Source organism: Cystobacter fuscus (genome assembly GCF_044360685.1).
GTDB classification, from domain to species: Bacteria; Myxococcota; Myxococcia; order Myxococcales; family Myxococcaceae; genus Cystobacter; species Cystobacter fuscus_C.
In genome coordinates this window covers 10,244,218-10,258,405 of record NZ_CP043491.1, presented here as the reverse complement: position 1 = coordinate 10,258,405, position 14,188 = coordinate 10,244,218, and the positions used below count along the sequence as shown (strand labels likewise).

At 70.7% G+C, this 14,188-nt stretch carries 11 protein-coding genes; 6 read left to right on the top strand and 5 right to left on the bottom strand.

All coding sequences use genetic code 11. The annotated features are described in order from the left end of the window. Window positions 1-218 precede the first annotated feature (218 nt). The 3 genes from F0U63_RS42095 to F0U63_RS42085 form a co-directional block, all read right to left on the bottom strand. A complete protein-coding gene (locus tag F0U63_RS42095) occupies window positions 219-2,318 on the bottom strand; it encodes a chloride channel protein (RefSeq protein WP_395839607.1) in 2,100 nt (699 codons plus the stop codon). Between the two features lie 125 nt (window positions 2,319-2,443). Further along, the gene (locus tag F0U63_RS42090; protein ID WP_395839604.1) at window positions 2,444-3,466 is read right to left on the bottom strand and encodes an acyl-CoA desaturase; all 1,023 of its coding nucleotides are present in this window, start codon (window positions 3,464-3,466) and stop codon (window positions 2,444-2,446) included. Window positions 3,467-3,550: 84 nt separating this feature from the next. Next, the gene (locus F0U63_RS42085) at window positions 3,551-4,984 is read right to left on the bottom strand and encodes a TPR end-of-group domain-containing protein (RefSeq protein ID WP_395839602.1); all 1,434 of its coding nucleotides are present in this window, start codon (window positions 4,982-4,984) and stop codon (window positions 3,551-3,553) included. Between the two features lie 91 nt (window positions 4,985-5,075). On the opposite strand from F0U63_RS42085, the gene dusB reads away from it, so the two are divergent. Then, window positions 5,076-6,095 (top strand): tRNA dihydrouridine synthase DusB, encoded by a 1,020-nt coding sequence (gene dusB, locus F0U63_RS42080; protein ID WP_395839600.1) that lies wholly within the window; start codon window positions 5,076-5,078, stop codon window positions 6,093-6,095. On the opposite strand, the gene F0U63_RS42075 is transcribed toward dusB, so the two are convergent. Beyond that, on the bottom strand, window positions 6,074-7,414 hold the full coding sequence (locus F0U63_RS42075; protein ID WP_395848510.1) for a glycoside hydrolase family 1 protein: 1,341 nt from the start codon (window positions 7,412-7,414) through the stop codon (window positions 6,074-6,076). The genes dusB and F0U63_RS42075 overlap by 22 nt on opposite strands. A 366-nt stretch (window positions 7,415-7,780) precedes the next feature. On the opposite strand from F0U63_RS42075, the gene F0U63_RS42070 reads away from it, so the two are divergent. The 5 genes from F0U63_RS42070 (at window position 7,781) to pyk (ending at window position 12,611) form a co-directional block, all read left to right on the top strand. After that, window positions 7,781-8,005 carry a hypothetical protein gene (locus F0U63_RS42070; RefSeq protein ID WP_002628809.1) on the top strand — a complete coding sequence of 75 codons (225 nt, stop codon included), beginning with the start codon at window positions 7,781-7,783 and terminating at the stop codon, window positions 8,003-8,005. Between the two features lie 89 nt (window positions 8,006-8,094). Beyond that, window positions 8,095-9,555, top strand: coding sequence for an NFACT RNA binding domain-containing protein (locus tag F0U63_RS42065; protein ID WP_395839598.1), 1,461 nt, complete (start codon window positions 8,095-8,097; stop codon window positions 9,553-9,555). Beyond that, window positions 9,552-10,127, top strand: coding sequence for a YkgJ family cysteine cluster protein (locus tag F0U63_RS42060; protein WP_395839597.1), 576 nt, complete (start codon window positions 9,552-9,554; stop codon window positions 10,125-10,127). Before F0U63_RS42065 ends, F0U63_RS42060 begins: the two co-directional genes overlap by 4 nt. 75 nt (window positions 10,128-10,202) lie before the next feature. Next, complete coding sequence (locus F0U63_RS42055) at window positions 10,203-11,090, top strand: hypothetical protein (protein WP_395839595.1); 888 nt, start codon at window positions 10,203-10,205, stop codon at window positions 11,088-11,090. A 90-nt stretch (window positions 11,091-11,180) separates the two neighbouring features. Continuing rightward, complete coding sequence (gene pyk / locus F0U63_RS42050) at window positions 11,181-12,611, top strand: pyruvate kinase (RefSeq protein ID WP_395839593.1); 1,431 nt, start codon at window positions 11,181-11,183, stop codon at window positions 12,609-12,611. Between the two features lie 48 nt (window positions 12,612-12,659). Here pyk and F0U63_RS42045 read toward each other — a convergent pair whose 3' ends face one another. Continuing rightward, a complete protein-coding gene (locus F0U63_RS42045; RefSeq protein ID WP_395839591.1) occupies window positions 12,660-14,177 on the bottom strand; it encodes a GAF and HD-GYP domain-containing protein in 1,518 nt (505 codons plus the stop codon). Window positions 14,178-14,188: the final 11 nt, after the last annotated feature.

Below are 14,188 nucleotides of genomic sequence, written 5' to 3'. Positions count from 1 at the left end.
TTGAGACGGCGCGTGTGCGGGGATGTGGGGCTCCACTGTCTTCAATCCAAGGCGCGAATGGTAATTGATGATATTGGATTGCTCCTCCACGGACGGGTGGAGGTGGATGACAATGAATTGCGTCACGCCGCGAGAGCCAGGCAAGCCCTGGGCGTCGCGCAGGGCGCGGCCGTCACCGGGGCGGGCCCGGTGCGTGACGAGGCCCCCCGGAGCGACCCTCAGTTGCGGATTTCCGTCGGCGCCACGAGGTGCTCCGGCTCGGGCCGGGCGCTCTTCTGGCCGGTGTGGTGCGAGTTGAGGAAGCGCCGCACGCGGGTGCGCGTGAGCAGCCCGCAGGTCTGGCCGCCGGGAGGCCCCTGGACGGGCAGGGCGTCCACGTCCTCCTGGTCCATCAGGAAGAGCGCCTGCGCCAGGTCAGTGTCCGGCGACAGCAGGGGCACCTTGCGCGCCACGTCGCTCGCGACGAGCACGGGGTAGAGCGTCTCGTCGCGCCAGATGTCCTGGAACTGGTCCGCCTGGACGATGCCGTAGAGCTTGCCCTCGCCATCGAGCACGGGGAGCGTGCCGTTCTCGGTGGTGAACACCTGGTCCATCAGCGGGCGCAGGTGCATGTCGGCGGGCACCGGGGCCAATTCGCGCATCAGCGCGCGCACGGGCGTGGTGGACAGGAGCTCCGCGTCCGTCTGCGGCTTGGGCGCGCGGCGCTCGATGAGGTAGTGGCAGAGCGCGGAGGAGATGGTGCACGTCACCATGAGCGGCAGGATGATGGCGTGGTTGCCGCTCAGCTCGTAGAGCATCATCATGCCCGTGAGCGGCCCGCGGGTGAGCGCCGCCATGGCGCCGCCCATGCCCACGATGGCGTAGGCGCCACTGGGCCCGGTGCTGGCGGGAAAGAAGTAGTGCACCACGGTGCCGAAGGCGCCCCCGAGCATCGCCCCCATGAGCGCCGAGGGGAAGAAGGTGCCGCCCGAGCCGCCCGAGCCCAGGGTGATGGCGGTGGCCACGAGCTTCACGGCACACGCGGTGACGAGGAAGACGAGGCTCAACTGCCCGATGGCCGCCAGGTTGATGTAGTCATGCCCGCTGCCCCACACGGTGGGGCTGAGCATGGCGAGCACGCCCGAGCACAGTCCGCCGAGGGCCGCGCGCTTGGGCAGCGTGCGCTGGCCGAGCCACGCCGACAGCCGTCCCTCGAACCGGCCGCCGAAGAAGTCCTCCGAGTGGTGCAGCAGCCGCACGAAGGCATACGCGAGCAGCCCGCAGAGCAGCCCCAGCCCCACGTAGCAGATGACCTCCCAGCCGCTCACCATCTGGTAGCCGAGCCGGTTGATCATCGACTCGGTGCCCACGGTGCCCCGGCCCACGAGCGTGCCCGCCACGCTGGCGAGGATGATGGGCGAGAAGACGCGCAGCTCGAACTCGCGCAGGATGATTTCCATCGCGAACACGGCGCCGGCGATGGGGGCGTTGAAGGACGCGGCGATGCCCGCGCCCGCGCCGCAGGCCAGCAGGATGGCCAGCTCGCGCCGGGAGAAGCCCAGGGTGCGGCCCACGGTGGAGGCGAACGCGGCGCCGCCATAGACGATGGGGCCCTCGCGCCCGGCCGAGCCTCCCGTGCCGATGGTGAGCGAACTGGCCACCAGCTTGAGCAGCCCGAACCCGCCGGGCAGCGCCTGGTTGCCCTTCACCGCCTTGACCACCTCGGGCAGGCCGTGGCCACGCGTGTCCGGATAGTCGCGCAGCAGGCGGCCCACCGCGAGCCCACCCAGCGTGGGCATCAGCAGGAAGACCCACCAGGGCAGGTGGGTGAGCACCTCGGTGGTTTCGTGGCCGTGATTGAAGACGCGGTTGAGCGCGGTGAGCGCCACCAGCGGGTAGTAGAGGGCGAGCGCGCCGAGCACCAGCAGGGCGAGCAGGCGCAGCCGGCGCTTCACCTCGTCACGCGGGCCTCCGGGCTCGATGATGCGCGCGAGCAGCAGGGCGCCCAGTGCCAGGGGCGCGCCGATGATGACGTACTCCAGGTGCCAGCGCGCCGTGAGCAGCATGTCCCAGACGGACAGCAGCATGCGCGAGCCGGGCTGCCGCATGGCATCCAGCAGCCAGACGACGTTGAAGGCGGCGCCGCGGATGACGCCGATCAGGTTGGAGAAGATGCCCGCGGCCAGCCCGCTGTACAGGCCCACCACCGCTCCGGCCACCGGCAGCACCGAGGGGCCTGGCAGGCGGATCCGGTTGAAGGCCTGCAGGGACGCATGCGTGAAACGCTCGAGCTGCGCACGCAGCGCGAATCGGGAAACCGGCGGAGGCTCGTCCTTCATTGGGGTACCTAATAAACGTCCACCCCCTGGCGGTTTCAAGGTGCTTTGATTGGAAAGGAACGCCCTCCTCGGGCCGGGACGGCAGCGGCGGGGCTGTCCCGGGCAAGGTGGGTGGACGGCTCACCTCACGGCTTGAGCAGGCCCTGGGGCTCCTGGGCGGAGGGCAGGCTGTCGGCCGCGGCGGCCAGGGCCTCGCGCACCTTCTCCTCGGCGGCCTTGACCTTCTGCTCGGCCGCCTTCCTGCGGGCGGCCAGGGGGGCGGACCAGGAGACGAGAGGGGCGTTGAGCGCCGCGCGCTCCTCGGGGGTGTACTTGAGGTAGACGTTCTTCACCTGCTCGGAGGGGGTGCGCAGCTTGCTCACCAGCCCCACCCAGGAGAGCACCTTGAGGGAGTAGTAGCTCAGGTCCACCTCCCACCAGAACCAGCCCTGGTTGGCGGTGTTCTGGTAGTAGTGGTGGTTGTTGTGCCAGCCCTCGCCCAGGGTGATGAGCGCGAGCAGCCAGTTGTTGCGGCTGGTGTCCGTCGTCTTGTAGCGGCGCGAGCCGAACACGTGGCTGAGCGAGTTGATGGTGAAGGTGCCGTGGTAGAGCAGGGTGGTGCTCACGAAGAAGCCCCACACGAGCATCGAGAAGCCGCCGAGCAGGTAGAGCGCCGCGGCGAGCAGCACCCCGGGCAGCACGTGCAGCTTGTTGAGCCACACCAGCTCCGGGAAGCGCGCGAAGTCCTTGATGCTCTCGTAGCGGGTGTCCCCGTACTTGTCGCAGAGGATCCACCCGGTGTGGCTCCACCAGAAGCCCTTCTGCAGGGGCGAGTGGATGTCCTGCTCCTGGTCCGAGTAGCGGTGGTGGTGGCGGTGGTGCGCCGCCCACCACAAAGGGCCCTTCTGCATGGCCAGCGTGCCCACCAGCGCGATGAAGAACTGGAAGCCCCGGCCCGCCTGGTAGGCGCGGTGGCTGAAGTAGCGGTGGAAGCCCGCGGTGATGCCCCACATGCGCAGCACGTACAGCCCCACGCACACCGCCACGTCCACCGGCCGCGCCCCCGTGACGAACACGAAGAGGCACATCAGGTGCACGCCGATGAAGGGGATGGATGCCACCCAGTTGATCTTCTCGTCTTGAACGGACGCGGGAGAGGAAGCAGTCAAGGGAGCCCTCGGACCAGGAGTCAGACCGAGCCGGAAGGTGCTCAGTCTCGAGCCCCATCAACACTCCCTCGTGTCATGGCCGTGTCAGGCGGGCAGAGATTTCCGCAGCTCCCCGAGCCAGCGTTCGAAGTCCGGGTGTCCGTGCAGCGGGGCCAGGTCCTCGTCGGACGCCGCGTAGTGCACGTCCTGGAAGCCCAGCTCCGTGGCCCGCCGCAGCATGCGCACCGCGTCGAGCGGATGACGCGCCCGGGCATGGGCGCACGCCGCGTCATAGGCCAGGCGAGCGCCCGGCGCGTGCTGGAGTCCCGCCTCGGCGATCGCCGCCGCCTCCGAGTAAGCCCCGCGCGTGAACAGGGGACGCCCGGCGCACAGGAACGCCGTCTCGGCCTCCACGCCGGGCAGGCGCAGGGCGCTGTGCACCTGGGCGGCGCGGATGAGCGAGCCGGCGTACTCGTGCAGCACCGTGCGGTCACCCGTCTCGTTCCAGGCCATCTCCCACAGGGCGAGCGCCCGGGGCTCGTCGCCCACCAGGGAGAAGGCCGCCGCCACGGCATGGGTCTCCACCGGCTGGCGCCTCGCCTGGGAGAAGTGCTCGAGCGCCAGGCGCCCCTGGCCTTCCTTGAGGGCCACCCAGCCGAGCAGGTGGTGGGCGCGCGCGGCGAGTTCCGAGGTGGCCTCCCTGGCCTCCAGCACGCGGGCGCCCCGCTGCCGCGCCTCGTCCAGCCGTCCGTGATCGAGCGCCGCCCGGGCCTGCTTCAGCTCCTCGACGAGGGGCCGCGGCGCCACGCCCGAGGACACCTGGAGCTCACCCCGGGCGGCGGCCAGCAGCAGCCGCAGGGCCTGCAGGCCATAGAGCGCGAAGAGGATGCCGAGCACGGGCGCATGGCCGACCCCGTAGGCGAGCAGGGCCACGCACAGCACGAGCGCGAGTCCCTGCGCGCCCAGGAAGCCCGCCTTGCCGAACAGGCGCGTGGCCACGGCGCTCAGGAGCACGCCCCCGTCGAGGCTGGGCACGGGCAACAGGTTGAAGAGGCTCCAGAGGATGTTGGTGGCGAAGAGCCCGTCGAGCAGGAAGCGCGCCACCTCGGCGCCGGGGGGCACGCCGTGGTGCCACAGGCCCAGGGCGCCCAGCCCCACGAGCAGTCCGGCGAGCGGCCCCGCGGCGGTGGACAGCACGTGGTGGTGCCACGGCAGGAGCGAGCGGCCCCGGGGGCGGGTGTGGCCTCCCAGCCAGACGAGCTGGATGCCGGGCCGGTGGCCGAAGGCCCGGAGCATGAGCGCGTGACCCGCCTCGTGGACGAACACGGTCAGGGAGACGATGCCCATCCAGGCGAGCGCGACGAGCAGCGCCGTGCGGGTGTGGTCCGGACCGCTCGCGTCCTGGAGTTCCCGGTAGGGCCAGGCGCCCGGGTCTCCTCCCGGCAGATCCCTCGCCATCAGCGTGCCGAGGAGCGCGGAGAAGAGCAGGTGCGAGAAACGGATCTCGACGGGGATGTCTCCGAGCCGGAAGCGCAGCATGGGGCCGAACCTTAACCAAAGGCCCGCCCGCGCGCAGGGCCTGGCCGCCCCTGGAACAATCCATTCAATCCGCTAGGTTCTCGCCCCCATCATGCCGCGCCTCGGTCCCTATACCCTGCCCAACCCCTACATCCTCGCCCCCATGGCGGGGGTGAGCGAGATGCCGTTCCGCGTCATCGCCTTCCAGCTGGGCGCGGCGCTCTGCCCCACCGAGCTGGTGAGCTCCCAGGGCCTCATGCGCGCCAACCAGCGCACCCTCAAGTACCTGCGCTTCAACCCGGAGGTGGAGCGGCCCTACAGCCTGCAAATCTTCGGGGGAGAGCCGGAGGCCATGGTGCGCGCGGCCCTCGTGGGCAAGAGCCATGGGGCGCAGATCATCGACATCAACATGGGCTGCCCCGTGAAGAAGGTGACGCGCAATGGCGCGGGCAGCGCCCTCTTGTGCGAGCCGCAGCGCGCGGCCACGCTGGTGCGCGACATCCACGCGGCCACGGGCCTGCCCGTCACCTGTAAAATCCGCTCGGGCTGGGACGAGCACCAGCGCAACTACCTCCAGGTGGCCCACGCGCTCTTCGACGCCGGGTGCGCGGGGCTCGCCATCCATCCGCGCACGCGCGCCCAGGGCTACTCGGGCCAGGCGGACTGGCGTGTCATCGCCGACCTCAAGCGGCACTTCCCGGACCGGCCCATCATCGGCAACGGCGACGTGAAGACGCCCGAGGACGCGCGGCGGATGCTGGAGACCACGGGGTGTGACTTCGTGATGGTGGGCCGCGGGGCGCTCGGCAACCCGTGGCTCTTCCGCGAGCTGCTCGGCGGCGCGCCGCCGGAGCCCGAGGAGCGCTGCGAGGGGGTGCTCCGGCACTTCGCCGCCCACCTGGACTTCGTGGGCGCGGGGCTGGAGCTCGCCGCGGTGCGCTCCTTCCGCAAGCACCTGGCCTGGTACGGCCACGGCCTGCGCGGCGCCGCCCTCTTCCGCTCCGAGGTCAACCAGCTCGACTCGCCCGACGAGGTGCGCGACGCGGTGCGCCGCTTCTTCGGCTCGGCGAGCGCGGACCCCGAGGGGCCCGGCGAGGAGCAGGACGTGGACTACCGCGCCGCGCTCGGCTGAATGATGAGGTTGGGCTGGGCGACGGGGCCCGGCGGGACGAGGCTCGGCAGTTGCCGCGTGGTGGCCACCTCCCGGTAGAACTGGCAGGCGGGGGTGGGGCGGCGCTCGAGCGTCTCGAAGTCCACGTGGTACAGGCCGAAGCGCGGCCCCCAGCCCTCGAGCCACTCGAAGTTGTCCAGGAGGCTCCAGTAGAGGTAGCCGCGCACGTCCACGCCCTCGGCGCGCGCGGTGAGCACCTGCTCCAGGTGCTCGCGCAGGTAGGCCGGGCGGCGCTCCCCGCTCCGGTCATCGATGCCGTTCTCCGTCACCCACACCGGCAGCCCGTAGCGCTTGAGCTCGCGCAGCACCTGGCCGAAGCCCTCGGGCCACACCTCCCAGCCGATGTCCGTGAGGCCCCGGCCGTGCTTGTCGCGGAACTGGAAGGAGAGGAACGGGGCGCGCGGCAAAAAGCGCAGGTGGGCGCGCGTGTAGTAGTTCACCCCGATGAAGTCGCACGAGTCCTTGGCCCCGGGGATGTCCTGCTTCGTGGAGCCGATGCCGGGCATGTTCACCCGGAGCTTTCCGGACACCAGCGCCTCGTGGAAGGAGTGGTTGTAGGCCTGGGCGCCCAGGCGCACGAGCGCGCGATCCAGGGGATTCCACGCGCGGTCCGGCGCGAAGGCGAGCGTGTTCTGCGAGATGCCGATCTCCACGTGGCCGAGCGCCGCCCGGAGCTCCTCGCGCGCGGCCACGTGGGCGCGTACCATGTTGCCCAGGGCCGCCATCGTCTTCGCCCCGTCGCAGATGCCCGGCGGCATCAGGCCCTGCAGGTAGCCGCCGAGCAGCAGCACCATGGGCTCGTTGAGCGAGATGACGAGCGCGTCCAGTCCCCGGAGGATGGGGGCGCAGGCGCGCACATAGGCACGGAAGGCCTCGACGCTCTGGGGCAGGTGCCAGGGGGTGTCCCGGTGGAACCACGTGGGGTGGGTGAAGTGATGGAGCGTCACCACCGGCCGCAGGCCCCGGGCCTTCATCTTCAAGAGCCGCTCGCGGTAGGCCTCGAGCACCGCGCCGTCGATGCGCCCGCGCTCCGGCTCGATGCGCGCCCACTCCAGCGACATGCGGAAGGCGCTCGCGCCCACGTCCCGCGCCAGGCCGTAGTCCTCCTCGTAGCGGTTCCAGTGGTCCACACCCCGGCCGCAGCGCACGTGCGGCTCCTTCAGCTTCCCGGCCCGCTCCCACTCGGCCCAGTCGTTCTCGATGCCACCCTCCACCTGGTACGCGGATGTGGCGACACCGAAGGTGAAGGAGTCAGGAAAGGTTCTCACGTGAGCATTCATCGCGAAGGCCACGGTAAGCACGTACGTGCCCGCTCGCACCGTCGAACTCCGCGAAGTTCGCGCCGATTCGCGTGTGAGTGCGCGCGGGGTGACACTGCCTCGGGCCTCGATGACACGGCCGGAGACACACCCGGAACGCGGCGGAGGCCGGAAAATCGGCTCCGGAGCGCCGTGGTCGCGGCCTGTAGCACCGTCCGGAGGGTCCCGATCGTGCGCGAGATGCCGAAAAATCGGCTCGCCACGCGTTGCACTACATCACCATGCGTTGACACACTGGCAAGGCATCTCTACTCTTCACCACAAGCACTCCCCATGCGAGTGCAGGCCCCACTCCTAGCGAGTGGCGGTAACCCACGGAGGCTTTAGATGGCCGCGAAGAAGAAGACCGCGAAGAAGGCCGCGACGAAGAAGACCGCCGCGAAGAAGACGACCCGCAAGAGCGCCGCTCCCCGCACCGCCACGAAGAAGGCGGCGGGCAAGACCACGGCCAAGAAGGCCGCTGGCAAGAAGACCGCCACCCGCAAGGCTCCGGCCCGCAAGCGCACGGCCAAGACCACCACCGAGGCCGCCCCGTCCGAGGACGAGGGCTAGACTCAAGCCAGTCACCTGGCGCAATTTGAACGGCTCGGCGGACTTCCCGCCGGGCCGTTCGTGTTTTTCGCGCCAGTGAGGAGGCTGAGGTGTCGCTGCGTCCCTCGGAGTTGGAGCAGGTGGTGGCGGAGGTGGCCGCGCGGCTGACGGGCGCGGTGGTGCAGAAGGCGTGGTGTCCCCTGCCGCGCCTCGTCTACCTGGAGCTGCGCGTGCCGGGGCGCTCGGTGCTGCTGTGCCTGTGCGCCGAGGGAGAGCTGGCGCGCATCTCCGTGGCCGCGGATCGCTTTCCCACGCCCGGCGAGCCCGCCCCCTTCCAGCGCTGGTTGCGCCAGGAGCTGGTGGGGTTGAAGCTCGCGGGCCTCGCCTGGCGGGACACCGAGCGGCTGGTGGTGCTCGAGCTGCAGAGCGACGAGTCCCGGCGGCGGCTCGTGCTGGAGCTGGGCTCGCCCGGGGGCCTGGTGCTGACGACGGAGGCGGGACGGGTGTTGATGCTCTCGGGCGAGGGCCTCGCGCAGCGGCGAGCGCTGCACCCGGGCGCCCAGTGGTCGCCTCCCGAGCCCCTCTCGCCCGAGGTGCTCGAGCGGACGCGGGGCCAGCCCTCGCGCCTCACGCCCGTGGAAGGCGACTTCCTGCCCCTGGCCGAGGCGGCCGAGCGGCTGTTGGGCGCGCGGGACAAGGCGAGCCGCGCGGAGACGATCCGCCGACGGCTGACGCTGCCGTACCGGGCGCGGCTCAAGCGCTCGGGGCGGACGCTGGAGAAGGTGCGCGCCGAGGCCGCGCGGGGCCCGGAGGCCGAGCGTCACCGGCAGGTGGGCGAGCTGCTCACGCAGAACCTCCACCGCCTCAAGCGTGGGGTGTCCGAGGTGACGCTCACCGCGTACACCGAGGAGGGGGTGGAGGAGGTGAAGGTGACGTTGGATCCCAAGCGCACGCCGAAGGAGGAGGTGGACTGGCACTTCCACCAGTACCGGCGCTTGCTGCGGGGCGTGGAGCATGCGCGGCAGCGCGAGGCGGAGCTGGCGCGGGAGGTGGAGCACGCGCAACTGGCGCTGCGGCAGTTGGAGGCGCTGGACGAGGCGGCGCTGCTCGCGCAGGTGGAGGTGCTGCGCAAGGGGGTGGGCGAGGACGGCCCACCCGAGGCACGGCCCTTCAAGGAGTACGTGGGGCACGGGGGCCAGCGCATCTGGGTGGGCAAGGGCGGCGAGGACAACGACACGCTCACCTTCAAGGTGGCGCGTCCGGGCCACCTGTGGCTGCACGCGCGGGGACTGCCCGGCAGCCACGTGGTGGTGCCCCTGGAGAAGGGCGTGGAGGTGTCGCAGGAAGTCCTCCTGGACGCGGCGCACCTGGCGCTGCACCACTCGGGGGCCAAGGGCGAGCCGCGCGGTGAGGTGAGCTGGGTGCCGGTGAAGTTCGTGAAGAAGGTGAAGGGGGGCGCGCCGGGGCAGGTCCTCTACAGCCGGGAGAAGACGCTGGTGGTGCGCCTGGAGCCGGATCGCCTGGAGCGGCTGCTCAAGACGCGCGGGGGCGAGGCGCCCGCCGTTCCATGACGGACACGCCTCGCATGGGCCCGCCGATGGGCCCGGTCTGCGCCCGCTGTCCGCGGCTGCTGGGCAGCTCGTGCTGCGAGGTGAAGCCGGGGGAGCAGCTCGCCACCCTCACGCGCTCGGACGTGGAGCGCATCGCCGGGCACACGGGGCTCGCCCCCCGGCGCTTCGTCGCCGAGGAGTACCTCACCGAGGAGGACGCGGCGGGCTACGAGGCGCGCCGTCCTCTCTACCGGGGCTATTTCCGTCGCGGGCCGGTGCGGCTGACGCTGCTCGTGCGCGCGGGGGCCTGTGTCTTCCACGAGCGGGGCCAGGGGTGTGGCCTGCCCTCCGAGGTGCGGCCCCTGGCGTGCCGGCTCTACCCCTTCGAGCGCTGGCCGGACGGGAGCTGGAGCGTGCAGATGGGGCGCTATGGGGACCTGGAGCAGGCCCGGCTGGGGGGGGACGCCTGCCTGGCGGTGGAAGAGGCGGGCGGTATGGAGGAGGTGTGGGCGGCGTTCAACACCACGCCGGAGGCGGTGGAGGCCTTGGGGGAGCGGCTCGCGGAGGAGAGCAGACGACACGGCCGGGGTTGACGGGGCGACGCTGGGCGGGCGGGCAGGTGCCGCCGGTCTTGAGTCCCGGGAGCCGCTGGGTACGATACCCCCCGCGTGTCGTCGCTCCCGACCCAACCCTCCTATCTCCTTCCGCGAGCGCCCTCCGAGCAGGGCGCCGAGTCGCAGCCCGCGCGCCATCGGGCCGTGGAGGCCTCGCATCGGCTGGCCACGCTCTCACGCGAGGAGGCGCCCCTCGTGGAGCACGTCTCGTCCGAGGCGGTGGCTCCCGAGGAATGGCCGATCGTTCCCCAGCCCACCCGGGACGAGCTGTGGGCCCGGGCGGAGACGCTCGCCTACTGGCTGTCGGCGAACCTGCGCATTCCGGTGCGCCTGTCGGTGACGGACAACCGCTCCACCATGGTGTCCTTCCGCCGCACCGCCCACGCGCTGCAACTGCGGCTGCACCACATGTTCCTGGATGCGCCAGAGGCCGTGGTGCGCGCGGTGGCGGACTACGCGGGCCGCGGCAACCGCATGGCCGGCGTCATCCTGGACGACTACATCCGGGGTCAGCAGCCGCGCATCCGTCAGGAGCGCCACGCGGCCGAGGCCGACCTGGATCCCCAGGGCCGTTGCTTCAACCTGCAGGAGATGTTCGACCAGCTCAACCGCACCTACTTCCAGGACACCATCCGGGCGCGCGTGGGCTGGGGCCGCCTGCCGCCCCGCCGGCGCCGCAAGTCCATCCGTTTGGGCGTCTATGATCATCAGACGCGGGAGATCCGCATCCATCCCGCGTTGGATCGCCCCGAGGTGCCCGCCTTCTTCGTGGAATTCATCCTCTTCCACGAGATGCTCCACCAGCTCTTTCCCAGCTCCAACGCGACGGGCCGCCGGGTGCATCACCCACGGGCCTTCCGGGAGCGGGAGAAGGCCTTTCCGCTCTACGCTGCCGCACTGCGTTGGGAGCGCGAGAACCTCAACCTGCTGCTGCGCGGTTGAGGGGGCGCTGCTTTACGGATTTACCGATCGGATGCGGTGACGCTGTCGCTGCTTGACCCTATGCGTGGCTCGGATTGATTCTCCCGCGCCATGCGACGCGCGAAGATTGTTTGTACCCTGGGCCCTGCGAGTCAGAGCCAGGAGATGCTCGAGGCCCTGATCGAAGCCGGAATGGATGTGGCCCGGCTCAACTTCTCCCACGGCAGCCACGAGCAGCACGCCGAGAACATCGCCAAGCTCCGGGCGGCCTCGCTCAAGTGCCGCAAGGCGGTGGGCATCCTGGGCGACCTGCAGGGTCCGAAGATCCGCACCGGCCGCTTCATCACCGGCAGCACCGAGCTGAAGTCCGGCGGCGAGTTCCACATCACCACCGACGAGAGCGTGAAGGGCACGGACGAGATCGTGTCCACCACCTACGCGCACCTGGCGTCGGACGTGAACCCGGGCGACCGCATCCTCCTGGATGACGGCCTCTTGGAACTGCGCGTCATCGAGACGGACAAGAAGCAGCTCATCCGCACCAAGGTCATCCACGGCGGCACGCTCAAGAACAACAAGGGCATCAACCTGCCGGGCGTGGCGGTGCGCGCGGATGCGCTCACCCCCAAGGACCGCGAGGACCTGGTGTTCGGCATCAAGGAGGGCGTGGACTTCATCGCCCTGTCCTTCGTGCGCCAGCCGGCGGACATCGACATGGCGCGTGCGGCCATGGCGCAGATCGGCCAGTCGGTGCCCATCATCGCCAAGCTGGAGAAGCCCGAGGCCATCGCCCGCCTGGACGCCATCCTGGACAAGACGGACGGGGTGATGGTGGCGCGTGGCGACCTCGGCGTGGAGATTCCGCCCGAGGAGGTGCCCTCGGTGCAGAAGGACATCGTGCGGCGCTGCAACTCGCGCGGCCTGCCGGTCATCGTGGCCACGCAGATGCTCAACTCGATGATCGACAACCCGCGGCCCACGCGCGCCGAGGCCAGCGACGTCGCCAACGCCGTCTTCGACGGGGCGGACGCGGTGATGCTCTCGGGCGAGACGGCCAGCGGCAAGTTCCCCATCGAGTCCGTGCAGATGATGGACCGCATCGTGCTCGCGGCCGAGTCCACCATCCGCGCGCAGGACCTCTTGCGCGCGCCCACCTCGCCGGTGGGTCTGCCCACGCACTTCCCGGACGTGATCGCCGCGAGCGCGTGCCAGGCGGCCAAGCAGTCCGGGGCCTCGCTCATCGCGGCCTTCACGTTGTCGGGTGTGACGGCGCGCCTGCTGGCGCACTACCGGCCCCCGGTGCCCATCGTGGCCTTCAGCCCCAACCAGGAAGTGCGCCGCCGGCTGGCGCTGCTCTGGGGCGTGGTGCCGCGCGTGCTCGAGCCCATCCAGGAGACGGAGGCGATGGTGCGCCGGGTGGAGGAGGAACTCGTCGCCCGCGGCCTCGCGCGCAAGGGTGACCGCGTCGTCATCGTCTACGGCGCGCCCGTGGGTCAGCCCGGGAAGATCAACAGCCTGCGGCTGCACGTCATCGGCAGCTGAGGCGCACGGCCCTCGCCCCGGGCGACCGGGGCCGGGGGAGTGGCCGGGTCACTCGCGCGCGGGCTGCTGGGCGCGCTGGGGCACCTCGGCCTCGACGAAGATGCGGAACAGCTCGGCGTCGAGCTGTCCGCTCTTCACCTCGCGCTGGAGGATGTCGAGCGCGAGCGGGTGCGGCACGGCCTTCTTGTAGGGACGGTCGCTCGCGGTGAGCGCGTCGTAGATGTCCGCGATGGCCATCATCCGCGACTGCACGGGGATGCCGGCGTCGGGGATGGCGCGCGGGTAGCCCGTCCCATTGAGCTTCTCGTGGTGCGCGTAGGCGATCTCCGGCACGCGCCGCAGGGTGCGCGTCCAGGGAATCTGCGACAGGAAGCGGTAGGTGTGCTCCACGTGGCTCTCGATCTCCAGGCGCTCCGCCTCGGAGAGCGTGCCCTTGAGGATGGAGAGCGACTGGATCTCCCGCTCGAGCAGCAGGGGCTGATTCTGATCGAACCCGTCCTGGAAGCGCAGGTGCTTGAGCTCGTGCAGCCGCTCGAAGTTGCCCTGGGCGAGCACGCTGGGCCGGTTGCAGGTGAGGACGAACTCGAGCACCTCGTCGAGCTGCTTGGACTCCTGGGCGAGCCGCGCCTCCTCCTCGGCTTCGATCTCCGCCAGGTGCGGGGTGCCGCGCAGCTTCACGGCGGCGATGCGCCGGCGGTAGCTCTGCAACTGCAAGTCCTTGCGCGCGAGCTGGAAGCGGGCGCGCAAGCCCTCCAGCTCGTGGGGATAGAGCTTCTCGGCCTTGACGAGCACCGGCTCGCGCACGCCCACCTTGCCGAAGTCGTGCAGGAGCGAGGCGTAGCGCACCTCCTGCAGCTCGGTGGCGCTGAAGCGCGTGTGGGCGTAGGGCCCGGTGTGCACGTGCTCGAGCGCGCGCGCCAGGGAGACGGTGAGGTTGGCCACGCGGCCCGAGTGGCCCGCGGTGGTGGGATCCCTCGACTCGATGGCCACCACGGAGGCGGAGACGAAGCCCTCGAAGAGGCTGTTGATCTCCTCGTGGAGCAGGGCGTTCTCGATGGCGCCGGCGGCCTGGGCGCCGAGCGCGAGCAGCAGCTCCTCGTCCTCGGAGTCGAAGGCGCCGCCGCTCAGCTTGTTGAGGGCCTGGATGACGCCGGTGACCTCGCCGTTGGCGTCGCGCATGGGCACGCACAGCACGCTCTGGGTGCGGTAGCCGCTGATGCTGTCGAAGGTGCGGTTGAAGCGCTCGTCGGCGTAGGCGTCCGGCAGGTTGATGACCTCGCCCGTCTCCGCCACCCGCCCGGCGATGCCGCTGCCCACGGGGAGGCGGATTTCGCTCTTGGAGCCCTGGGCCACCTTGCTCCAGAGCTGGTTGCGCTCGCGGTCCAGCACGAAGAGCGAGCAGCGATCCGCCTCCACCACCTTGCTGGCCTCGTAGAGGATGAGGGGCAGCAGCAGATCCAGGTCCCGCTCGGCGCTCATCGCCTTGGTGACGTCCAGGATGGACGTGAGCTTCTTGAGGCGCCGGTTGAGATCGACGGGCTCGGATGGCTGGGTCTGTGGAAGCACCAGGAAAGGCT